This is a genomic window from Pseudoclavibacter terrae (genome assembly GCF_008831075.1).
In the GTDB taxonomy this organism is placed as follows: Bacteria; Actinomycetota; Actinomycetes; order Actinomycetales; family Microbacteriaceae; genus Pseudoclavibacter; species Pseudoclavibacter terrae.
In genome coordinates this window covers 143,859-164,843 of record NZ_WBJX01000004.1, presented here as the reverse complement: position 1 = coordinate 164,843, position 20,985 = coordinate 143,859, and the positions used below count along the sequence as shown (strand labels likewise).

Here is a 20,985-nt window from a genome sequence, read left to right as displayed (position 1 = left end):
GCGATTGCTGCCAGCGAAGTGGCCCTTCTGGGGTCCTCTGAAGGGCCACTTGGCTGGCGGCGATTCCGTTTCGGACGCTGTGCAGGGCCACGTTGCTGGCAGAGCTGGTGTCTGCGCCGCCGCGGACATCGGAGTCGCCCACAGGTGAAGCCGGGGCCGCGCCGGATGTCGGTGGTGCCGTCTACGATGGAGCGCATGGCCACAGCCCTGTACCGCCGCTATCGGCCTGAGAACTTCGCCGAGATGATCGGGCAGTCGCAGGTCACCGAACCCCTCATGACCGCGCTGCGCACCGGCCGCGTCAACCACGCGTATCTCTTCTCCGGCCCACGCGGCTGTGGCAAGACGAGCTCCGCGCGCATCCTCGCCCGCTGCCTGAACTGCGCCGAGGGGCCGACCGACACCCCGTGCGGTGTCTGCCAGAGCTGCGTCGAGCTGGCGCGCGATGGCGGGGGGTCGCTCGACGTCTTCGAGATCGACGCGGCCAGCCACGGAGGCGTGGAAGACGCGCGCGAGCTGCGCGAGCGCGCCATCCTCGCGCCGAGCCGCGACCGCTACAAGATCTTCATCATCGACGAGGCGCACATGGTGACCTCGGCCGGCTTCAACGCCCTGCTCAAGGTCGTCGAGGAGCCGCCGGAGCACGTGCGCTTCGTGTTCGCGACGACCGAGCCCGAGAAGGTCATCGGCACGATCCGCTCGCGCACGCATCACTACCCGTTCCGGCTCATCCCGCCGGCCCTCATGCTCGAGTACGTCGAAGAGCTCTGCACGAGCGAGGGCGTCACGGCTGAGCCCGGCGTGCTCCCGCTCGTCGTGCGCGCAGGCGGTGGCTCGGCGCGAGACACGCTCTCGCTGCTCGACCAGATCATCGCCGGCTCCGAGACGGGCCTCCTCGGCTACCAGCGCGCCGCTGCGCTGCTGGGCTTCACGGGTCAGGAGCTGCTCGACGAGTCGATCGACGCCTTCGCCGACGCAGATCCGGCCGCGGCCTACACTGCCGTCGACCGCGTCATCCAGTCTGGCCAGGACCCGCGCCGCTACGTCGAGGACCTCCTCGAGCGTCTGCGCGACCTCATCGTCGCCAAGGCCACAGGGCCAGGCGCCGGAGCGGTCCTTCGCGGCCTTGGGGCGGATGAGGTCGAGGCCCTGCGCGTGCAGGCCGGCCGGTTCTCGCCCGCCGCGCTCACCGGCATCGCCGACCTCGTCAACGAGACGCTCACCGAGATGAGCGGCGTCACCTCGCCGAAGCTCCACCTCGAGCTGCTCGTCGCGCGCATCCTCGTCGCGTCGCGCGCTGACTTCATCGACAGCGGCACGCTGCTCGCGGTGGCGGATGCGCCAGGCACGTCCCCGATGCGACTCGCGGCTGCGGCGGCCGCGCCTGCTGTTGCCGCGCCTGCTGCCCTGCCCGCTTCCGCTGTTGCTGCGCCTGTCCAGGAGTCCGCTCCCGCGGCAGCGCCGGAGCCCTCCTCGGAGCGACAGCCCGAGGCCCAGTCCGCACCGCGTCCGGTGCAGAATGCCGACTCGGCGCCGAGTGAGCGCCAAGCGCCTCCCGTCACTCCGGCTGCTCCTTCTGTCCCCTCAGCGGCAGAGCCGGACACCGCCTCCGCCGCACGTCTGGCCGCAGCATCGTGGGCCGCGGCCACTCCGGGCTCCGGAGTTGCGCCGGCAACGGCTGCGCCGGAGCCGACCGTGTCTGCGCCGCAGCCGACCGTGCCGGCGACGGCTGCGACCGTGTCCGCGCCGGCTGCGCCGGAGCCGGTTGTCCTCGCTCCGGGCAGCAGCGACGCGCCGGCCGACGCTCCCGCCGAGGCCGAGGCCGACGCCGACGCCGAGGCCGCCGCCCCGCCCGTCGCAGACTCCGCCGCAGATTCCGTCTCGGGCGGCGCACCTGCGTCGGACGTCGAGTCCGCGCCCGGCACCGAAACGGCTCCGGAGATCGAAGCTGCTGCACTCGGAACTGCGCGAGACACCTCGTCAGCGCCGCGATCCGCTCCGGATCCTGACCTCACGCCAGCGCCGGAACCTGCGTCGGCTCCGGACGTCGCATCGGCGCCGGAAACGGCGCCTTTGTCCGAAGTCGCGCCTGCGCCCGCGCCGCCACCCGCGCCGGCGTCAGAGGCTGCGCCCGGCGGAGCCGCCGCTCCCGCTCCCGCTCCCGCTCCGCACGCGACGGCGGCTCGCGCATCCGCTGAACCCCCCGTCTTCGCGCAGCTGCGCGACGCCTGGCCTACGCTGCTCGAGCGCATGCGCGACCTCGGCGGCACGCACGCCTGGAGCGTCGCGCAATCCGTGCACCCGCGGGACCTCGCCGGCGACCTGCTCGTCTTCGAGGTGCCGTCCCGAGCCGTGCTCGACCAGTTCCGCGGCGAGCGGGGCGCAACCGACTCCCCGAGCGCCGTGCTCCGCACCGCGATCAACGAGATGTTCGGCATCACGGTGAAGTTCCAGCCGCAGCGCCCTGGCGGGGCAGCGACGGGCGGGGCAGGCAGCGCCCAGGCGGCCAACCGCGCCGACGAGCCAGCGCCAGCCCCCGCGGAGCCCGACCCGGCGCGAGGCCGACAGTCCGACGCGGCCCGCGCGCAGGGAGCGTCCGGGGGTGCGGCGGCTCCTCGGTCGCAGGCCGGACAGGCCGGACAGCGTGGGCGTGCTGCAGCGACCCCAGCAGCGAACGCGGAAGCTCCCGCCGCGCATTCCGCCCAGGCCACCTCGGCCGCCGGCCCTTCGAGCGGCCTGAACTGGACCGTCGCGAAGATCCCCGGCCAACAGTCCCTCCCCGACGACGGGCCAGGGTCCGGATGGGCGACCGCCGCGATCCCGGGGGCAGGGACCGCGCAGGGTGCGGCCTCCGCGACGCGGGCGTCAGCAGCGTCCGCGCCAGCTGCATCCGCCGTCGCCTCGGCCCCTGCCGAAGCGCCTGTCGCGACGCAGACCGCAGCGGTCGACGAAGCCCAGGCGCCCGCGGTGCCGCCCGCCCCGAAGCGCACCCAGCGCGTCGCGAGCGCGCCCGTCATTCCCGGCGTCGAGCGCTACGGTGAGGCGATCGTGCGCGAACGACTCGGCGCCCGCTTCATCGGCGAAGACATCATCGTGCCCGAGCCCGAAGCGGTCGAGCTGCCACCCGAAGACGACTTCTCCGCACCACCACCACCTGAAGACGGCGGCTACTGAGCCGTGTCTGCAGCATCATCCGAAGGCCGGGGACTCTGACCCATGTATGAAGGCATCATCCAGGACCTCATCGACGAACTCGGTCGGCTGCCAGGCGTCGGCCCCAAATCGGCGCAGCGCATCGCGTTCCACATCGTGCAGACGCAGTCGTTCGACGTGTCGCGGCTCGCGCAGATCCTCGCCACCGTCCGCGAGCGGGTGCAGTTCTGCACCGTCTGCGGCAACGTCAGCGAAGGTCCCGAGTGCAACGTGTGCCGGGACCCGCGCCGGGACCGCACCGTCATCTGCGTCGTCGAGGAGCCGAAGGACGTGGCCGCCATCGAGCGCACCCGCGAGTTCGGCGGCCTCTTCCACGTTCTCGGAGGAGCCATCAACCCCATGGAGGGCATCGGCCCCGACGACCTGAACATCCGCACCCTCCTCGCCAGGCTCGAATCCGGCGAGGTGAAGGAGGTCATCGTCGCGACCGACCCGAACCTCGAAGGCGACGCCACCGCGTCCTACCTCAGCAGGCTCCTCACGAGCATCGGAGTGCCCGTTTCGCGGCTCGCGTCCGGCCTCCCCGTCGGCGGCGACCTCGAGTACGCCGACGAGATCACCCTCGGCCGCGCCTTCTCCGGACGCCGCGCCATCGACTGACCGGCTCACGACACCCGCCGCCCTCACCGTCCTCCAGGTTGTCGCGACTCGGTCACGGCCCTGCAATCAACGGAAACGAACGCCGCCCGCGCTAGGAACGGCATGCCCCCGCCGGATAGGATGGGAGCTTGTGGCGCGCGGGCACAGCTCGACGCGCATCCTGAACCGGAGGAGACAAGACACGTGAGTCTGATCGTCCAGAAGTACGGCGGATCATCGGTCGCGGATGCGGAGAGCATCAAGCGAGTGGCCCGCCGAGTAGTCGAGACCCGCAAAGCGGGCAACGACGTCGTCGTGGCCGTCTCCGCAATGGGCGACACCACCGACGACCTCATCGACCTGGCGCACCAGATCGCGACGATTCCGGACGCACGCGAGTTCGACATGCTCGTCACGACCGGTGAGCGCGTCTCGATGGCACTCCTCGCTATGGCCATCAAGGACCTCGGCATGGACGCCAGGAGCTACACGGGCAGCCAGGCCGGCATGATCACCGACTCCACGCACGGCGACGCGCGCATCGTCGACGTCACCCCCGTGCGTGTTCGCGAAGCGCTCGACGAAGGGGCCATCGCGATCGTCGCCGGCTTCCAGGGCTTCAACCGCGACTCGAAAGACATCACCACGCTGGGCCGCGGCGGCTCCGACACGACGGCCGTCGCGCTCGCGGCCGCCCTCGGTGCGGACGTCTGCGAGATCTACACCGACGTCGACGGCGTCTTCTCCGCCGACCCGCGCATCGTGCCGAAGGCCCACAAGCTGAACTACATCTCCAGCGAGGAGATGCTCGAGCTCGCCGCCTCCGGCGCGAAGGTCCTGCACATCCGCGCCGTCGAGTACGCACGCCGACAGGGAGTCACGCTCCACGTCCGCTCGTCGTTCTCGGACCACGAGGGCACCATCGTCTACAACCCAGATCGGGCAGAGGAGTACGAAGTGGAAGCAGCAATGATCGCGGGTGTCGCCCACGACCTGAGCCAGGCCAAGATCACCATCGCGGGCGTCCCTGACGTGCCAGGCAAGGCGGCCGCGATCTTCACGATCGTCGCCGAGCAGGGCGCGAACATCGACATGATCGTGCAGAACGTGTCCGAGCAGGACACGAAGGTCACCGACATCTCCTTCACGCTGCCGAAGGCGGACGCGCAGCGCGTGCTCGACGCCATCGCGTCGGAGGGCGAGCAGATCGGCTACGCGTCGCTGCGCCTCACGGAGGACATCGGCAAGATCTCCCTCGTCGGCTCCGGCATGCGCACGAACATCGGCGTCACCGCGAAGCTCTTCACGGCGCTCAAGGATGCCGGCATCAACATCGACATGATCTCCACCTCCGAGATCCGCATCTCGATCATCACGCAGGCCGACCTCGTCACCGAGGCAACCCGCGTCATCCACACCGCGTTCGACCTCGACGGCGACGCCGAGGCAGTCGTCTACGCAGGCACCGGCCGCTGACGCGGTCGAGCAGAAAAGAGCACTCATGAGCACCAAGTTGAACGTCGCCGTCGTCGGCGCGACTGGCCAGGTCGGCGCCGTCATGCGCACCCTCCTCGAGGAGCGCGACTTCCCGGTCGAGAGCATCCGCTTCTTCGCGTCGGCCCGCTCGGCAGGCACGACCCTCCCGTTCCGCGGCGAGGACATCACGGTCGAAGACGTGGCCGTCGCTGACGTGAGCGGCATCGACATCGCCCTCTTCTCCGCTGGAGCGACCACATCGCGTGCGCAGGCCGAGCGCTTCGCCGCCGCCGGCGCGCTGGTCATCGACAACTCGAGCGCCTGGCGCCGCGACCCCGAGGTGCCGCTCGTGGTCTCCGAGGTCAACCCGGAAGAGATCGTCGCACCGCCCAAGGGCATCATCGCGAACCCGAACTGCACGACGATGGCCGCCATGCCGGTCCTGAAGGTGCTGCACGAGGCCGCCGGCCTCGAGCGCCTCATCGTGTCGACCTACCAGGCCACGTCCGGCTCTGGCCTCGCGGGCGCCCGCGAGCTGTCGGGGCAGGCAGTCGCGGCGGTCGGGCAGGGTGAGGACGCGCTCCTCGGGCTGGTGCACGACGGTTCGGCCGTCGAGTTCCCGGCCCCCGACAAGTACGTCGCGCCCATCGCGTTCAACGTCATCCCGCTCGCCGGCTCGGTTGTCGACGACGGCACGGAAGAGACCGACGAAGAGCAGAAGCTGCGCAACGAGAGCCGCAAGATCCTCGGCCTCCCCGAGCTGCGCGTGAGCGGAACGTGCGTGCGCGTGCCCGTCTTCACCGGCCACTCCCTGTCGATCAACGCCGAGTTCGCAGAGGCGCTGACGCCCGACCGCGCCCGCGAGCTCCTCGCCGAGGCACCCGGCGTCGCCCTCGTCGACGTGCCCACGCCGCAGCAGGCAGCCGGTGCGGACCCGAGCCTCGTCGGCCGCATCCGCCAGGACCAGTCGGTCGACGGCAACCGTGGTCTCGCGCTGTTCATCTCGAACGACAACCTCCGCAAGGGCGCCGCGCTCAACGCGGTGCAGATCGCGGAGCTGGTCGCCGCGAAGGCGTAGTCACCACGTCGCAGACGCAAGAACGGGCACCCCTCACGGGTGTCCGTTTTTGCGTTCACGGGAGTGGTCGAGGCGGCCTGGCCCCTGTTTCGGGTGCAGACCATTCGAAAACAGCAAAAACCGACGAATGTGCAGGCCCCGCTGCCCACGTGAAGCGGATGCGCATCCGCCCCCGTCGTAGACTGATTCGGTGACTGATTCACAGAAGATCTACGACGTCGTTCTGATCGGCGGGGGCATCATGAGTGCCACCCTCGGCTCGCTGCTCTCGAAGCTCGAGCCCGAGTGGAGCATCAAGATCATCGAGCGACTCGACGGGCTCGCTCAGGAGAGCTCGAGCCCGTGGAACAACGCGGGCACGGGCCACGCCGCCCTCTGCGAGCTCAACTACACGCCTGAGAAAGACGGCGTCATCGACGCGTCCAAGGCGATCCAGATCAACGAGCAGTTCCAGGTGTCGCGCCAGTTCTGGGCCACCCTCGTCGAGGCCGGCGAGCTGCCCGAGCCGTCAGGCTTCATCAACTCCGTGCCGCACATGACGTTCGTGCGCGGTGCTGAGAACGTCGACTTCCTGCGCCGCCGCTTCGAGCTGCTCAAGACCGAGCCGCTCTTCTCGACGATGGAGTTCTCGGACGACCCGGAGGTCATCAAGGCCTGGGCTCCGACGCTCGTCGAGGGCCGGCCGGCGGGCGAGAAGATCGCGGCGACTCGCGTAGCCGCGGGCACCGACGTCGACTTCGGCTCGCTCACCCACAAGCTCGTGCAGGGCCTCGTCGACCGGGGCGCTGTGCTGCGCCTCAACACGGAGGTCATCGCGCTCCGCCAGCAGCGCGACGGCATCTGGCAGATCGCGACGCAGCAGCTCGCTGGCGAGCAGAAGGGTCGCAAGAACGTCACCCGCGCCCGCTTCGTGTTTGTGGGGGCCGGCGGCGGGGCGCTCCCGCTCCTCCAGAAGTCAGGCATCGAGGAGATCAAGGGCTACGGCGGCTTCCCGATCTCGGGTCAGTTCCTGCGCACCGACAACCCCGCGGTCGTCCAGAAGCACCTCGCGAAGGTCTACGGCAAGGCGTCGGTCGGCGCTCCGCCCATGTCGGTGCCGCACCTCGACACCCGCGTCGTCGACGGCAAGCCGGCCCTCATGTTCGGGCCGTATGCGGGCTTCAGCCCCAAGTACCTGAAGACGGGCAGCTACCTCGACCTCGTCAAGTCGCTGCGACCGCACAATCTCATCCCGATGCTCGCCGTCGCGAAGGACAACTTCGACCTCGTCACCTACCTCGTCGGCCAGGTGCTCGCGAGCAAGGACAAGAAGTTCGAGCAGCTGAAGGAGTTCTTCCCCGAGGCGAACGCCGCCGACTGGCGTCTCATCACGGCCGGCCAGCGTGTGCAGGTCATGAAGAAGGACCCGAAGCGCGGTGGAATCCTGCAGATGGGCACCGAGGTCGTCGCGAAGAAGGACGGCTCGATCGCCGGTCTCCTCGGCGCCTCGCCCGGCGCATCCGTCGCCGTTCCGGTCATGATCGACCTGCTCGGTCGCTGCTACCCGGAGAAGAAGGCCGAGTGGGCGCCGAAGCTCGAGGCGCTCGTGCCGAGCCTCGGCACCGACGTGAACTCGTCGGCCGAGCTCGCAGATTCGACGCAGACCGCCAGCGCTGAGGCGCTCGAGCTGAACGCGCACTAGGCGACTCGGCCGGGGCAGCACCCGGCCAGTCGACGCACGCTCCTGAGGCCGTCCCGCGCAAGCGGGGCGGCTTCGCTGCGTGCGGAGCGCTGGGGCCTTCGAGCTCTCACCGCGCCAGCGCGTCATGGTGAGGTGGGTCTGCGTCGTTGTCGACACCTCACGTGCCAATCAAGGTGACGTGAGGTCGAAAATGCTGCCTCAGACGGCGATGGTCGTCGCCTCGTCACCCTGACTGTCCGCGTCGACCCCGTTCGTGCCGCGAGCGGCCGTGGCGCGGCCGCGTTGCCGCGGTCGCCGTCGCATGGCTGCGAGCGCTCGGTCAGCCGCGTCTCGCCCGAAGCGCGAGGCGCGCGACGACGCCGACGAGGAAGACCGCGAGGGCCGACACGAGGGCCAGTGGCGGCAGGGTCACGACGAGGGTGACGCAGCCCACAGCGCCGAGCACCGACACACCGCGAGGGACACTACGGTGCTCACGCGCCTGCGTGAGGGCGCTGAGGTTGGCGATCAGGTAGTACACGAGCACGCCGGCGCTCGAGAAGCCGATGACTTCGCGGATGTCGCCGACGCAGATGAGCAGCGCGGCGCCGAGCGCGACGGCGAGCACCGCGGCCCTCGGCACTGCGGTCAACGGATGCTGCTGCGCCAGCGCAGCAGGGAGGTCGCGTCGTCGTCCCATCGCCATCGCGGTGCGGGAGCTGCCCGCGAGTACGGCCGAGAGCGCGCCGATCGACGAGACGGCGGCGAGGACGCTGACCGCGGCGACCGCGACGGGCTGCGTCTCGACGAGCGCCGCGATCGGGGCCGGGGTGAGCGGGAGCCTGCCCGGGCCGAGGGTGTTGAGCAGGGCCCAGCCGAGGACTGCCAGCAAGCTGCTGACGATGACGAACGACAGGAGCATCGCGCGGGGGACAGTGCGTCGCGGATCTCGCACTTCTTCGGACAGCGTCGCGACGCGGGCGTAGCCGGCGAAGGCGAAGAACAGGATGCCGGCGCCCTGCAGCACCCCGAGTGCGGAGAAGACACTGTCGTCTTCGTTCGATGAGCCGAACAGCGGTGGAGATACCTGGGCGACGATGAGGACGCCGATCAGCCCAGCGATCACGACGCTGCCGATGACGGTCGCGACGGCGGCGGTGCGCGTGATGCCGAGCATCCCGGCCGCCGTGACGGCGACGAGCACGGCGAGGGCGACCGGCCGCGCGAAGGGCTCGGGTACGAGGTAGGCGGCGGCGGTGATGGCCATGGCGGCGACGGACGCCGTCTTGCCGATCACGAACCCCCAGCCGGCGAGGAACCCTGGCCATTCGCCGAGCTGCTCGCGACCGTAGAGGTACACGCCGCCCGCTCCGGGGTGCTGGCGCGCGAGCTGCGCGGTCGAGGCGGCGTTGCTCGCGGCGACGACGAGCGCGATCGCGAGGCTCAGGAGGAGCCAGCCGCCCGCCGCCTGGGCCGCCGGTGCGAAGGCGGAGAAGACCCCGGCGCCGAGCATCGCGGAGACGCCGATGGCCGTCGCGCCGAGCGTGCCGATCTTCTTCGGCCCCGCACCTGTCGTCATCCGCTGCCCCACCTCGTCCGTGTCACTCTGCCGTTCAGGTGACGATAGAGGCGGCAGGTGAACGCCGCGCGGCGAGTACGCTCGTGCGATGACCGAAGCTCAGTTCACGATTCGTGCGACGATGCCAGACGACTGGCGGGCTGTGCGGGCGATCAGGCTCGAGATGCTCAAGGACACTCCGATCGCGTACACGGAGACCCTGTCGGAGGCGTTCGGCCACGATGAGCGGGAGTGGCGCAGGCGGGGTGCCCGGGGGGATGCCGCCGACGGCATCTCGCTTGTCGCCGAGCTCGACGGCGGCACCTGGGTGGGCACGATGGGGTGCGTCTCCTTCCGCGACGAGCCGTGGCCCATGCTCGTGAGCGTCTACGTGGCGGAGGGCTACCGTGGCAGGGCGGCGGGGGTGACGGATGCGCTGCTCGGGGAGGTCGAGGCGTGGGCGTCGTCGCGCGCATCCGGTCTCATGCTGCACGTGCACGAGGACAATGCGCGGGCCCGGGCCGCGTACGAGCGGCGCGGGTTCGTCGCGACGGGCTCCACGATCCCGTACCCGTTGAACCGTCGGCAGCGGGAGCTGGAGATGGTCAAGCGGCTCTGACGTTGTCCGCCGGTGGCGGCGGCGCGAGCTGGGCGGATGTCGGTGCGGGCGGGTACGATCGACCGGGCTCAGCCCTGAAACGAGGAGGACCATGGCCAAGCTGTACTTCCGCTACGGGGCGATGAACTCGGGCAAGTCGACGGCGCTGCTGCAGGCCGCGTTCAACTACGAGGAGCGTGGGCACCGGGTTGTGCTCGCGAAGCCCGCGGTCGACACGAAGGCTGAGGGTGAGATCGCGTCTCGCCTCGGTATGACGAGGCGCGTGGAGATCCTGGTGGGTGCCGAGGACAGCCCCCGCGAGCAGCTCGCGGCGCTGGTTGCCGACGGCCAGCCCATCTCGTGCCTGCTCGTCGACGAGGCGCAGTTCCTGACGACCTGGCAGGTCGACGAGCTGCTGCGCATCGCGGTGCTCGACGGCATCCCCGTGCTCGCGTACGGCATCCGCACCGACTTCCAGACGATCGCGTTCCCCGGCAGCCAGCGGCTGCTCGAGATCGCGCACTCGCTGGAGGAGCTCAAGACGATCTGTCGCTGCGGACGGAAGGCGATCTTCAACGGCCGCCGCGTTGCTGGCGAGTTCGTGTTCGACGGCGGCCAGGTCGCGATCGACCAGGGAGAGGTCAGCTACGAGTCGATGTGCGGCAACTGCTATCTCGAGGCGTCGCACGGACGCCTCGGGGCCGGGCGCGCCTAGGTCGTATCGGACCGGCGCACCCGACCCCGTCGCGTTCATCCCGGGCTGGCGGCTAGGCCTGCTCGCCCAGCTCTGCCCGAAGGATCGCAGCGCCCGCGGATAGTGCGCTCAGCTTGCCGTAGGCGACGTCGCGCGGCAGGGGAGCCATGCCGCAGTTGGTGCTCGCGATGAGCTTGTCGGCATCCACGAACTGGAGGGCCTTGCGGAGGGTGTCGGCGACCTCTTCCGGCGTCTCGATCTGCTCGCTTGCCACGTCGATGGCGCCGAGCATGACCTTCTTGCCGCGGATGAGCTCGACGAGGTCCGTCGGCACGTGGGAGTGGTGGCTCTCGAGGGAGACGATGTCGATGGAGGACTTCTGGATGAGCGGGAACGTCCGCTCGTACTGGCGCCACTCGGCCCCGAGGGTCGCCTTCCAGTCGTTGTTCGCCTTGATGCCGTAGCCGTAGCAGATGTGCACGACCGTCTCGGCGCGGAGGCCCTCTGCCGCGCGCTCGAGGGCTGCGACTCCCCAGTCCGCCACGTCGTCGAAGAAGACGTTGAAGGCGGGCTCGTCGAACTGGATGATGTCGACGCCGGCCGCCTCGAGCTCCTTGGCTTCCTGGTTGAGGATGGTCGCGAACTCCCACGCCAGCTTCTCGCGGCTCTTGTAGTGCCGGTCGGAGAGGGTGTCGATCATCGTCATCGGCCCTGGGAGCGCCCACTTGATGGGCTGGTCGGTCTGTGCGCGCAGGAACTTCGCGTCGTCGAGGAAGACGGGCTGCTTGCGGCTGACGGCGCCGACGACCGTGGGGACGCTCGCGTCGTAGCGGTCGCGGATGCGGACCGTCTCCCGGTTCTCGAAGTCGACGCCCTCGAGGTGCTCGATGAACGTCGTTACGAAGTGCTGGCGGGTCTGCTCGCCGTCGCTGATGATGTCGACGCCGCGCCGACGCTGTTCCTGCACGGCGATGCGCAGCGCATCCTGCTTGCCTTCGACGAGCGCCGCGCCCTCGAGCTCCCAGGGCGACCAGAGGACCTCGGGCTTGGCGAGCCATGACGGCTTGGGGAGGCTGCCAACGCTGGCAACGGGGAGGAGGGTGTTCATGGTCGTCGATCCTTCGTCGGTCATCGGGCGGAGACGGAGTAGTTGGCGGCCCACGCATCCAGCACGTCGCCGTGGGGCTTCACGAAGTGCTCGGCCGTGTACGCGCCCTGTGTCTTCGCGAGCTGGCTGCGCTCTTCGCGGTCGTAGCCGATCTCGGTGCGGGAGAAGTCCTGCTGGTCGAGTGTGGGGCTGTAGACGTTGGCCGCGGCTGAGTTGGCGTTGTAGATCTCGGGGCGGTAGATCTTCTGGAACGCTTCCATGGTGCTGATCGTGCCGGTGAGCTCGAGGAGCGAGTAGTCGCTGAGCAGGTCGCCGCGGAAGTAGAACGCGAGGGGTGCGACGCTGCCTGGCGGCATGAAGTAGCGGACCTGGAGGCCCATCTTGCCGAAGTACTGGTCGGTCAGCGAGTAGTCGTCCTGTCGGTACTCGACGCCGAGGACCGGGTGGTGGTTGTCGGTGCGCGTGTAGGTCTTGCTGGTGGAGACGCTGATGCAGATGACGGGCGACTTGTGGAACCGCTGCTGGTAGGCGGGGGAGTCGAGGAAGTGCTGGAAGAGCTTGCCGTGGAGCTCGCCGAAGCCGTCGGGCAGGGTGAAGCCGGTGCCGCCCGCGTTGGCGGCTGGCAGCAGCACGCTGAAGTCGTAGTCGCGGAGGTAGGAGGAGAAGTTGTTGCCGACGATGCCCTGGTGGCGCTTGCCGGTGTGCTGGTCGACGATGCCGATGTCGAGGACCTCGAGCAGGGGGAACTCCCGGTCGTCGCCGTCGTCGTCGAACTGCAGTGAGGCGGAGATGATGTCGAGCTCGAGCGTGTAGCGGTCGCCGGTGGGGTTGTCCCACCGGGCGAGGTCGTTGAAGCGCCGGTCGATCATCGTGAGGGCGTTGCGCAGGTTCTGCTGGCGGTGCTCGCCGCGGGCCAGGTTGGCGAAGTTCGTGGTGATGCGGGAGCTTTCCGACGGCGCGTAGTGCTCGTCGAAGCGTGTGGTGGTGATGTTGAACGTGATGTCGTTCGCCATGTGAGGCCAATCCGGGAGTCGTGAGGCCGGCAGGCCTGTGGGCGTGGATGCATTTATTGTGCAGGCGGGCGGTGGCTATCGGGTAATCCGTCGCAACTATTCGTCACTATAGTTTTGGGCTATGAGTCGGCGATCGAACGGCGTGACCCTGCAGCAGCTCCACTACTTCGTGGAGGTTGCGGCGGAACGCTCGATCAGCGCCGCCGCCGACGTCCTCTTCGTCGCCCAGCCGACGATGTCGGCGGCGATGAAGGACCTCGAGGCGCGCGTGGGCCGCGCCCTCCTCGTGCGGTCGGCCCGCGGCGTCTCCCTGACCACTGACGGCACCGAGTTCCTCCGCTACGCGAAGCAGGTGGTCGAGCAGATGGCGCTCCTCGAGCAGCGGTATCTGGGTCGTCCGCCGTCGCGACGCCTGCTCGGGGTGTCGGCGCAGCACTACTCGTTCGCGGTGGATGCGTTCGTGCGGATGGTGAAGGCGACCGGGGCGGTCGAGTACGAGTTCTCGCTTCGCGAGACCCGCACGTGGGAGATCATCGAGGACGTGCGGACGCTCCGCAGCGAGCTCGGCCTTCTGTACCGGAACGACTTCAACGGCAACGTCATCGACAAGCTGCTGCGGGACTCCGGCCTGGTGTTCCATCCGCTGTTCCTCGCGCAGCCGCACATCTTCGTCTCGCGGCGGAACCCGCTCGCGTCTCGGAAGCGCGCGACGCTCGACGACTTGGCTGACCTGCCGCGCCTCACCTTCGATCAGGGCGCGAACAACTCGTTCTACTTCGCCGAGGAGATCCTCTCGACCCTGTCGAGCAGACGAGAGATCCGCGTCTCCGACCGGGCGACGATCTTCAACCTCATGATCGGCCTCGACGGCTACACCATCTCGACCGGCATCATCAGCGACGACCTCGACCCCGGCATCGTCGCCGTGCCCCTGGAGGTGGATGAACGTATCGAGATCGGCTGGATCGGCCACTCCGCGATCCCCCTCACCGAGCAGGCGCAGCGGTACCTCGACGAGGTGCGGGCGGTCGTCGCGGAGGCGGGTGTGGAACTGCTCGGGTAGGGGCAACCTCAGATCGTTTCCCAGGTCTCGAACTTTCAGTGCATTATCGCGCACTCTGTACGTTTTCTTCGATTCGACGTACGCTGTCCCCATGAGTCAGATCGCTATCACCGATGCCCGTGCTCGCCTGGCCTCGATCATCGACGACGCGCGCCTCGAGCCCGTGTACCTGACTCGGCGGAACCGGCCCGTCGCGGCCGTGATCGACGCCGCCCAGTTGCAGCAGCTCCTCGAGGACGCAGAGGAACTCGCGGACATTCGAGCAGTGGACGCTGCGTGGGAAGAGACCGAGGCGCTGGGGGAGGAGCCGATTCCGTGGGATGCCGTCAAGCGTGACCTCGGCCTCGCTCCGTGAGCTACCAGATCCTGGTCCTCCCGGCGGCGGCCAGAGCCATCAAGAAGCTCCCGCCGGAAGCGAAGCGTCGCATCCAGGCCGCGGTCGAGCTGCTCGCGGAGGACCCACGACCACCTGCCGCGAAGAAGCTCACCGGACGCCCTGAGTGGCGCGTTCGGACCGGTGATTACCGCGTGCTGTATCGCATTCAGGACGACGTCTTGACCGTGGTGATCGTTCACGCTGACCACCGGCGTGAGGTCTACGACAAGTAGGCGGGGCGAGTACTCGCTCCTGTGCGCACACTTGGGGCGGCCAGCGCTGCTTCCCGTGTGGTCCTGACCCCGTTTCTGCGCGATCACCTGTCCTCGGTTAGGCGCGACCTCCGGCCTCGAACGTCACCCGCCCGGCGACAACCGTCAGCACCGTCCGTGCCGTGAGCAGGCTCGCGGCGGGCTCGCTCAGCACGTCGGTGTCGATGACAAAGAAGTCGGCAGCGAAGCCCTCGCGGATCTCACCGCGCCAGCTCGCGTCGCCGACCGAGGCGGCCGCATCCCTCGTCGCGTGCACGATCGCGCGCTCGATCGGCACCGTGCGGCCAAGTGTCTGCGCGGCAGGGAAGCTCGGGTCGAGCGCCGACTCGCGGGTCGCCGCGACGTACAGGTTCGCGAGCGGACCGTAGGGAGCGGTGGGCGCATCCGTCGAGAACGCGAGCGTCGCCTGCGCGTCTTCGTACTCGTGCCACGCGAAGCCGCGCTCCACACGGTCGTCGTCGAGCTGCGCGATCCAGTTGCCGAGGATCGCCGGGTCGGCGTGCACGGGCTGCATGGATGCGGTGACGCCGAGGGCGGCCATGCGCTCCGCCGTGCCGGGCGCGGCGTACTCGAGGTGCTCGATGCGGTGCCGACGCACGATGTCGCCGTTGGCCTCGAACGCGTGCTCGAGCGCATCCAGTGCCATGCTGCTCGCGGCGTCTCCGATCGCGTGCATCGCGATCTGCAGGCCAGCAGCATCCGCCGCCGTGACCACGGGGAACAGACGTTCCGCCGGCCAGATGGTGTCCGCGTTGGAGCCGTCGGAGTACGGCTGGCTCATGGCCGCCGTGCAGGCGTCGATCGTGCCGTCGAGGATGAGCTTGATGCCGACGACTCGCAGCCACGGCGAGCTAAAGCTGGCCGCCAGCGACGCAGCGCGCTCGACCTGCTCGAGGTTCGTCGCATCGTCGTCGGCATTGGAGACGAGCCAGTGCGCGGCGACCCGCAGAGGAAGCTCGCCGCCCCTCCGCTCGGCGGCACGCTGCAGGGCCTCGAGCGCAACCTCGTTGAGGGCCATGTCGACGACCCCCGTCACCCCCGCCTCGCTGTACGCGGCGAGCACACGCTCGACCGCGGCGTCGCGGTCGGCGTCGGTCATCGCGAGGTCGCGCTGCACCCACGCGTACTCGACCGCGGCCGTCTCGTAGAGCATGCCGCTCGGCTCCCCGTCTGCGTCGCGCTCGATGCGGCCGCCGCTCGGGTCAGGCGTGTCCCTCGTGATGCCCAGCTCACGCAGTGCCGCGCTGTTGACCCAGCACGAGTGGTAGTCGTTGGCATCGAGGTACACGGGCACATCGGGCACGACCTCATCGATCATCGCCGCAGTCGGGGCGCCGCCAGGGATCGAATCGAAGAGCCAGCCTCGACCCCGAAGGACCCTCGCATCCGGGTCAGCGGCCCGAGCCTCCGCGAGCAGGCGCTGGATACCCGCGAGATCGCGGGCATCGGTGAGCCCGACCTGCCCAAGCGCCTCTCCCATCATGACGAGGTGCGTGTGCGCATCCGTGACGCCCGGGAGCACCAGCTGCCCGCCGAGGTCGACGGTCGAATCAGGGGCGGGCGCGAAGTCGCGAGCGTCCGCCTCGCTGCCAACGAATGCGAACACGCCATCGCGCACGACGAACGCGCCCGCGTCCACGGCGTCCACGGCATCCACGGGATCACCGGATGCGGCCCCCTGGAAGACGCGAGCGTTCAGGTAGAGGGTGGTGGTCATGCGAGTGCCTCCGCGGTGTTCGGGATGGAGCGTTCGGTGCGAGTGGAGATGGCCGCGATGATGCCGGTCGGCACGGCGAGGACGAAGCTCGTGATGCCGAGCGCCAACGTGAAGCCCTGCGCGCCGAGGAGCTCGCTCAGGCTGGCGCCGATGAGGGGCGTGAGGGCCGATCCGACGAGGTAGACCGACAGCAGCGGGCCCGACCAGCGGCCGCGAGCGTCCAGCGCCGCCGCCGTCGAGAGGAAGTACATGAACGCGACGGCGTAGATCGAGTTCCAGGCGACGAACGCCACGATGAGCGCCGTCTCGTCGGTGAGCGTGCCCTGCACGATCTTGAGGATGCCGCCGAGCACCAGCAGGACGACAAGCGGGACGGCGCGGCCGAGGCGGTTGCCGACCGCCATGAGCGCGAGTGAACCGAGGAGCCCACCCGCCGTGGCGCCGGAGAGCGCGACGCCAAGCCCCTCCGGGGTCAGGCCGCTCGTCTCCGCGCCGATGATGCCGATCATGGCCCACAGCGAATCCTCGCTCGCGGCCCAGAGGGCGAAGACGATGAGCAGGACGAAGCCGCTGATCGTGAGGAGGCGCGAGGGCGCGGCGCTCTGGGTGCGGATCGCGCCGGTCGGCGGGATCTCGATGGGCATGGCCTCGCCCGTCGCGGCCCCTGCCGTTCCGAGGTTGGCGCCCTGGTCGAGGATGGGCGCGCGGGGGAGCCACGTCGTCACGACCAGGCCGATGGCTGAGAAGAGCGCGAGCGCGCCGAAGACGTTGAGGGGCGCGAGTCCCAGGATGGGGAGGACCGCGAGGACGATCGTGATGACGCCTCGGTTCGCGAAGCCATTCCATCCCGCGACACGATCCGGGTTCCGGAACGACGCCATGGCCGCTCCGGCGGAGGCGACCGCACCGCCCGCGCCGACGCCGCCGATCAGCAGGCCGGGAATGGTGAGCGCCGGGATGAGGGCGGCCGCGAGGAAGCCGAGGGTCGCGACGCCGAGCCCGATGCGGGCGACCAGGTGCCGATGCCTCCCGGCGCAGAGGCCCGCGGCGGCAAGGCCGGCGACGGCGGTCAGGAGGAGCGTGCCGGTGACGAGCCAGCTCGCGGCGAGCACATCGAGGCCGATGGCCTCCTGTGCTGCGCTGATCATGTAGGGCGACAGGTTCACGGCGAGGTACCCCGCGATCGCGATGGCGAACGTCGCGGAGGCCGGCGCGAGACGCAGGGGCACTCTCGTGCTGAGTTCGGCTGCAGTAGTCATGTGGCTCCTGGAGGGGTCCGGGCTCGGCCGGGGCCGGGTCGCTGTGGTGAGTCGTGGGGCGCCGCGGAGGCGGGGAACAGATTTGGCGAACACCATTCGCCAGTGAATGGTGTTCGCTAGTATGCACGGAGACGGCGCGAAGTGGAAGACACCCCGAACATTTTCCTCGAATGCCCGAATCGGGATGCACAACGTCGCAGCGCGCGAAGGAGCGAGTGGATGGACGGACGCAGGATCGTGGGCCTCACGCCGGCCCTCATCGCGGACGCCGGGCTCGAGCTGGTCGAGGGAGGCGAGCCGTTCGGCGTCAACGCCATCGCCCGCAAGCTGGGCGTCCGGCCCTCGTCGCTGTACAAGCACGTCTCCGGGCTCGACGACATCGTCGAGCTCATGCGTGGTCACCTCGTCGAGCGGTATCGCACGGCGCCCGGGGAGCGCCCCTGGGATGCGTTCGTGGAAGAGGCCGTGCGTCGACAGCGGCGAATGTACGCCGACCATCCGGCGCTGCTGCCCTTTCTCATCGGGAAGACCATCACGAGCCCAACGGTGATCGACGCGTATGACGACCTCGCTCTCGCCCTGCAGTCCGGAGGCTTCCCGGACGACGAGATCCTCACGCTCATCGGCATGATCGACGCGTTCGCCCTCGGTTTCGGGCTGGAGCTGGCCTCGCCGGAACAGGTCTGGCAGCCGGACTCGCCCACTCAGCTCTTCGGAAAGCTCCTCGCCGCCTCCCGATCGGGTTCTGAACGCGTCGAGCGCTCGTTCGAACTGGCCCTCGAAGTCCTGCTGGCCGCTCTGCGAGACCGCCTCCCCGCGGGCGACCAGGGATGAGTTGTGGTTGGTCCCGCGCCGGTGAAGCGACCACAGGTCCGCCCTGGGCAGAGCGAGCGGCACGAACTTCCGCGTCCGAGCCGATCGGAAGGGCCCTCGAGTCAGTAGCCTGGGTGCATCCGCCCGCGTCCCGACAGACCGGAGTCTCCGATGACGACCCCGCATCACGCCGCGCCTGAGCGCACGCGCAGCACCCCGTGGCTGTACGTCGCGCTCGGCGTCGTGCTGGTGGCCGCGCTCGCGGTGCTTGGGTTCTTCTTCGGCGGCTCGCTGCTCACGCAGATGACGAGTCGGGCCGCGGAGGTCGATGAGACCGTCGCCGTCGGCGGCGAGGAGGCCGGAGTCTCGGTCGTCGCGCCAGCCGGGTGGGTCATCGTGCCCCACTACTTCGGAACAGACGTCGTCACGCTTCGCAGCCCGGATGCGCGCCTCGAGATCACCCTGCGGGTGCCGGCGCAGCCGCTGTCCATGGTGGATGCCTCCGGCGCCGCGGGCGTGGAGGCCGCCGAGTCGCTCGTGCGCGATGGCAAGGTGCCAGAGGGGGCGCTGACCTCCGGGCTCGGCAGCCTGTTCTGGATCGACGAATCGCCGAAGGACGGACTCTCGGTTCGCCACGGCAGCTACGAGTACGGGCAGCCCGCCGCTGAAGGGCAGGGCGCACCCGGCGTGATGGTCGGGGCCGCGGCCGTGTCGAGCCCGGGCGCCGTCTCGCCGAACGCGTCGGTGCTGTTCAGCGCCAGCGCCGACGACCTCGACCGCTACCGTCCGGCGATCGCCCAGATCCTCGAGAGCATCGACGGGTCGGTCGCATGACGGATGCGTCCCGACAGCGCTCCAAGCGCCGACCTGTCCGGCGCCTGCTCGGCATCGCCATGCTCGGCGTGGCCACCTTCGCGCTCGCGGCGTGCACGCCCGCGCCCGATCTCGCCTGGCAGCCGCCCGTGCGCGCCGCCGTCACGAGCTTCGACGAGGCCGTCGGCGACGTCGCCGGTGCAGAACCAGGCTCCACCCCGCTCGACCACTACCGCATCCGCGACTCAGCGCCCGCCGTCGACGCGAGATGGACGGAGGTGCCGGGTCAGACCGACCTGAACACGCGCGTCCGCTCGCTCGTGGTCGACACCGTCGGCGCGTTCGCCTCCCGCCTCGGCACGGTCTACGAGCCTGAAGCCGCTGCTGCCGGCGCCGGCCTCGGCAGCCGCGGCTGCGAAGCAGGTTCGAGCAGTACCCCCGCGGCGGAAGCGCTCGCGCAGGGCGGCGCCACCGAGGGGGATGCGCTCGTCATCACGTGCGAGATCGTGGTGGCGAGCGGCAGCGAGTTCGGCGAACGCGTGCGGGTCGTGGAAGGCACCGTCGGCACGACGCCGGCCGTGACCCGCGACGAGAGCTTCGTGTTCTTCGCCGATACGGCCACCGCGCAGCAGGCGGGCGGCGCCGACGTCATCACCGCGGACGCGGCGCTCTCGATCTGGAACGAGCTCGTGCTCGCCGCGCGCCGCGAGCTCGGAGCGCTCTGGGACACGCAGGTCGCGCCGCCGAGCGAGGCCAACGCCGCCGTGCTCGCGCAGGGCTTCGCCGACGTCACGCCGACGCCAGACGGCGGGCTGCGCATCGGCATCCCCGCAGGGCTGCTCACCCCCGAGATGGATGTGTCCGGCGGCGCGGACGCGGCCCCGCCGATCTCCCCGGACGGCGAGACGACGCTCGTGGTCGGCGAGCCGATCTCGCACCGCTTCCCGAGCATCCACATCGCAGCCGACGCGGCGGCCCCCATGCTCACCGACCTCGGCCGCGAGCTCGTCGCGGCCTCCGCGACGCCGCAGCCGCTGCTCGCTGGCGAACGGCCGCTGGCGGGAGAACGAGACGTGAACTGCGAGCTGTTCGCGTGCGTCGCCCTCACCTTCGACGACGGCCCAGCCCCGATCACGGAGACCCTGCTCGGGCAGCTCCGGGACCACGACGCGACGGCCACGTTCTTCCTCGTCGGCCCGAACGTGCAGCGCTACCCCGAGATCGCACGGCAGATCGACGACGACGGGCACCAGCTCGGCAACCACTCCTGGTCGCATCCGCAGCTCACGACCCTCGACGACAAGAAGATCGAGGAAGAGGTCAAGAAGACGAACGACGCCATCCTCGCCGCGACCGGCGAGCGGCCGAGCGTCTTCCGGCCCCCGTACGGCGACGTCGACGCGCGTGTGCTCACGAAGGTCGGCATGCCCTCGATCCTCTGGGACATCGACACCCTCGACTGGGAGGGACCGCCCCACGAGACGATCGTCGACCGCGGAGCGAACGAAGCCGAGGCCGGCTCCATCATCCTCATGCACGACATCCACGACTCGACCGTGGATGCGGTGCCCGAGATCCTCACGGGCCTGCACGACCGGGGGTTCGTGCTCGTCACCATCGACCAGATCTTCGGCGGCGCCCCGGCCGCGGGGAACAGCTACACCTCGGCGCGCTGAGCGGCCGCGTGCTGCGAGG

Annotated in this window: 18 protein-coding genes; 13 read left to right on the top strand and 5 right to left on the bottom strand. The window is 69.7% G+C overall.

All coding sequences use genetic code 11. The features are described from left to right. Positions 1 to 195 precede the first annotated feature (195 nt). The 5 genes from F8O03_RS12540 to F8O03_RS12520 all read left to right on the top strand — a co-directional run bounded on the left by F8O03_RS12540 (position 196) and on the right by F8O03_RS12520 (position 8,027). Positions 196 to 3,174, top strand: coding sequence for a DNA polymerase III subunit gamma and tau (locus F8O03_RS12540; protein ID WP_151424154.1), 2,979 nt, complete (start codon positions 196 to 198; stop codon positions 3,172 to 3,174). A gap of 42 nt (positions 3,175 to 3,216) precedes the next feature. Continuing rightward, on the top strand, positions 3,217 to 3,813 hold the full coding sequence (gene recR, locus F8O03_RS12535; RefSeq protein ID WP_104252151.1) for a recombination mediator RecR: 597 nt from the start codon (positions 3,217 to 3,219) through the stop codon (positions 3,811 to 3,813). Positions 3,814 to 3,996: 183 nt separating this feature from the next. Next, a complete protein-coding gene (locus F8O03_RS12530; RefSeq protein WP_104252152.1) occupies positions 3,997 to 5,268 on the top strand; it encodes an aspartate kinase in 1,272 nt (423 codons plus the stop codon). A 25-nt stretch (positions 5,269 to 5,293) separates the two neighbouring features. Next, positions 5,294 to 6,346 (top strand): aspartate-semialdehyde dehydrogenase, encoded by a 1,053-nt coding sequence (locus tag F8O03_RS12525; protein ID WP_151424153.1) that lies wholly within the window; start codon positions 5,294 to 5,296, stop codon positions 6,344 to 6,346. A 190-nt stretch (positions 6,347 to 6,536) separates the two neighbouring features. Then, the gene (locus F8O03_RS12520) at positions 6,537 to 8,027 is read left to right on the top strand and encodes a malate:quinone oxidoreductase (RefSeq protein ID WP_151424152.1); all 1,491 of its coding nucleotides are present in this window, start codon (positions 6,537 to 6,539) and stop codon (positions 8,025 to 8,027) included. Between the two features lie 319 nt (positions 8,028 to 8,346). Here F8O03_RS12520 and F8O03_RS12515 read toward each other — a convergent pair whose 3' ends face one another. Then, on the bottom strand, positions 8,347 to 9,585 hold the full coding sequence (locus F8O03_RS12515) for an APC family permease (protein WP_151424151.1): 1,239 nt from the start codon (positions 9,583 to 9,585) through the stop codon (positions 8,347 to 8,349). An 88-nt stretch (positions 9,586 to 9,673) separates the two neighbouring features. Between F8O03_RS12515 and F8O03_RS12510 the strand changes: the two genes are divergently transcribed. Then, entirely contained in the window at positions 9,674 to 10,183 is a 510-nt protein-coding gene (locus F8O03_RS12510) for a GNAT family N-acetyltransferase (protein ID WP_151424150.1), read from the top strand. A gap of 91 nt (positions 10,184 to 10,274) precedes the next feature. After that, on the top strand, positions 10,275 to 10,877 hold the full coding sequence (locus F8O03_RS12505) for a thymidine kinase (RefSeq protein ID WP_151424149.1): 603 nt from the start codon (positions 10,275 to 10,277) through the stop codon (positions 10,875 to 10,877). 52 nt (positions 10,878 to 10,929) lie between these two features. Here F8O03_RS12505 and F8O03_RS12500 read toward each other — a convergent pair whose 3' ends face one another. Further along, positions 10,930 to 11,964, bottom strand: coding sequence for a methionine synthase (locus F8O03_RS12500; protein ID WP_104252304.1), 1,035 nt, complete (start codon positions 11,962 to 11,964; stop codon positions 10,930 to 10,932). A gap of 20 nt (positions 11,965 to 11,984) precedes the next feature. Next, a complete protein-coding gene (locus F8O03_RS12495) occupies positions 11,985 to 12,977 on the bottom strand; it encodes a DUF1852 domain-containing protein (RefSeq protein WP_151424148.1) in 993 nt (330 codons plus the stop codon). Between the two features lie 121 nt (positions 12,978 to 13,098). Between F8O03_RS12495 and F8O03_RS12490 the strand changes: the two genes are divergently transcribed. The 3 genes from F8O03_RS12490 (at position 13,099) to F8O03_RS12480 (ending at position 14,649) form a co-directional block, all read left to right on the top strand. Next, a complete protein-coding gene (locus F8O03_RS12490) occupies positions 13,099 to 14,040 on the top strand; it encodes a LysR family transcriptional regulator (protein WP_151424147.1) in 942 nt (313 codons plus the stop codon). A gap of 91 nt (positions 14,041 to 14,131) precedes the next feature. Beyond that, positions 14,132 to 14,395 (top strand): type II toxin-antitoxin system Phd/YefM family antitoxin, encoded by a 264-nt coding sequence (locus F8O03_RS12485; RefSeq protein ID WP_151424146.1) that lies wholly within the window; start codon positions 14,132 to 14,134, stop codon positions 14,393 to 14,395. Continuing rightward, on the top strand, positions 14,392 to 14,649 hold the full coding sequence (locus tag F8O03_RS12480; RefSeq protein ID WP_151424145.1) for a type II toxin-antitoxin system RelE family toxin: 258 nt from the start codon (positions 14,392 to 14,394) through the stop codon (positions 14,647 to 14,649). Before F8O03_RS12485 ends, F8O03_RS12480 begins: the two co-directional genes overlap by 4 nt. Positions 14,650 to 14,746: 97 nt before the next feature. On the opposite strand, the gene F8O03_RS12475 is transcribed toward F8O03_RS12480, so the two are convergent. Together F8O03_RS12475 and F8O03_RS12470 are read right to left on the bottom strand one after the other, a co-directional pair. Beyond that, positions 14,747 to 16,405: an amidohydrolase gene (locus tag F8O03_RS12475; RefSeq protein WP_151424144.1), complete on the bottom strand. Its 1,659-nt coding sequence runs from the start codon at positions 16,403 to 16,405 to the stop codon at positions 14,747 to 14,749. Beyond that, positions 16,402 to 17,664 (bottom strand): MFS transporter, encoded by a 1,263-nt coding sequence (locus F8O03_RS12470; protein ID WP_151424143.1) that lies wholly within the window; start codon positions 17,662 to 17,664, stop codon positions 16,402 to 16,404. Before F8O03_RS12470 ends, F8O03_RS12475 begins: the two co-directional genes overlap by 4 nt. A 219-nt stretch (positions 17,665 to 17,883) precedes the next feature. Between F8O03_RS12470 and F8O03_RS12465 the strand changes: the two genes are divergently transcribed. The 3 genes from F8O03_RS12465 (at position 17,884) to F8O03_RS12455 (ending at position 20,966) form a co-directional block, all read left to right on the top strand. Continuing rightward, a complete protein-coding gene (locus F8O03_RS12465; RefSeq protein WP_151424142.1) occupies positions 17,884 to 18,498 on the top strand; it encodes a TetR/AcrR family transcriptional regulator in 615 nt (204 codons plus the stop codon). 150 nt (positions 18,499 to 18,648) lie between these two features. Next, positions 18,649 to 19,311: a hypothetical protein gene (locus F8O03_RS12460; protein WP_151424141.1), complete on the top strand. Its 663-nt coding sequence runs from the start codon at positions 18,649 to 18,651 to the stop codon at positions 19,309 to 19,311. Continuing rightward, on the top strand, positions 19,308 to 20,966 hold the full coding sequence (locus tag F8O03_RS12455; RefSeq protein ID WP_151424140.1) for a polysaccharide deacetylase family protein: 1,659 nt from the start codon (positions 19,308 to 19,310) through the stop codon (positions 20,964 to 20,966). The genes F8O03_RS12460 and F8O03_RS12455 overlap by 4 nt, the downstream gene beginning before the upstream one ends. Positions 20,967 to 20,985: the final 19 nt, after the last annotated feature.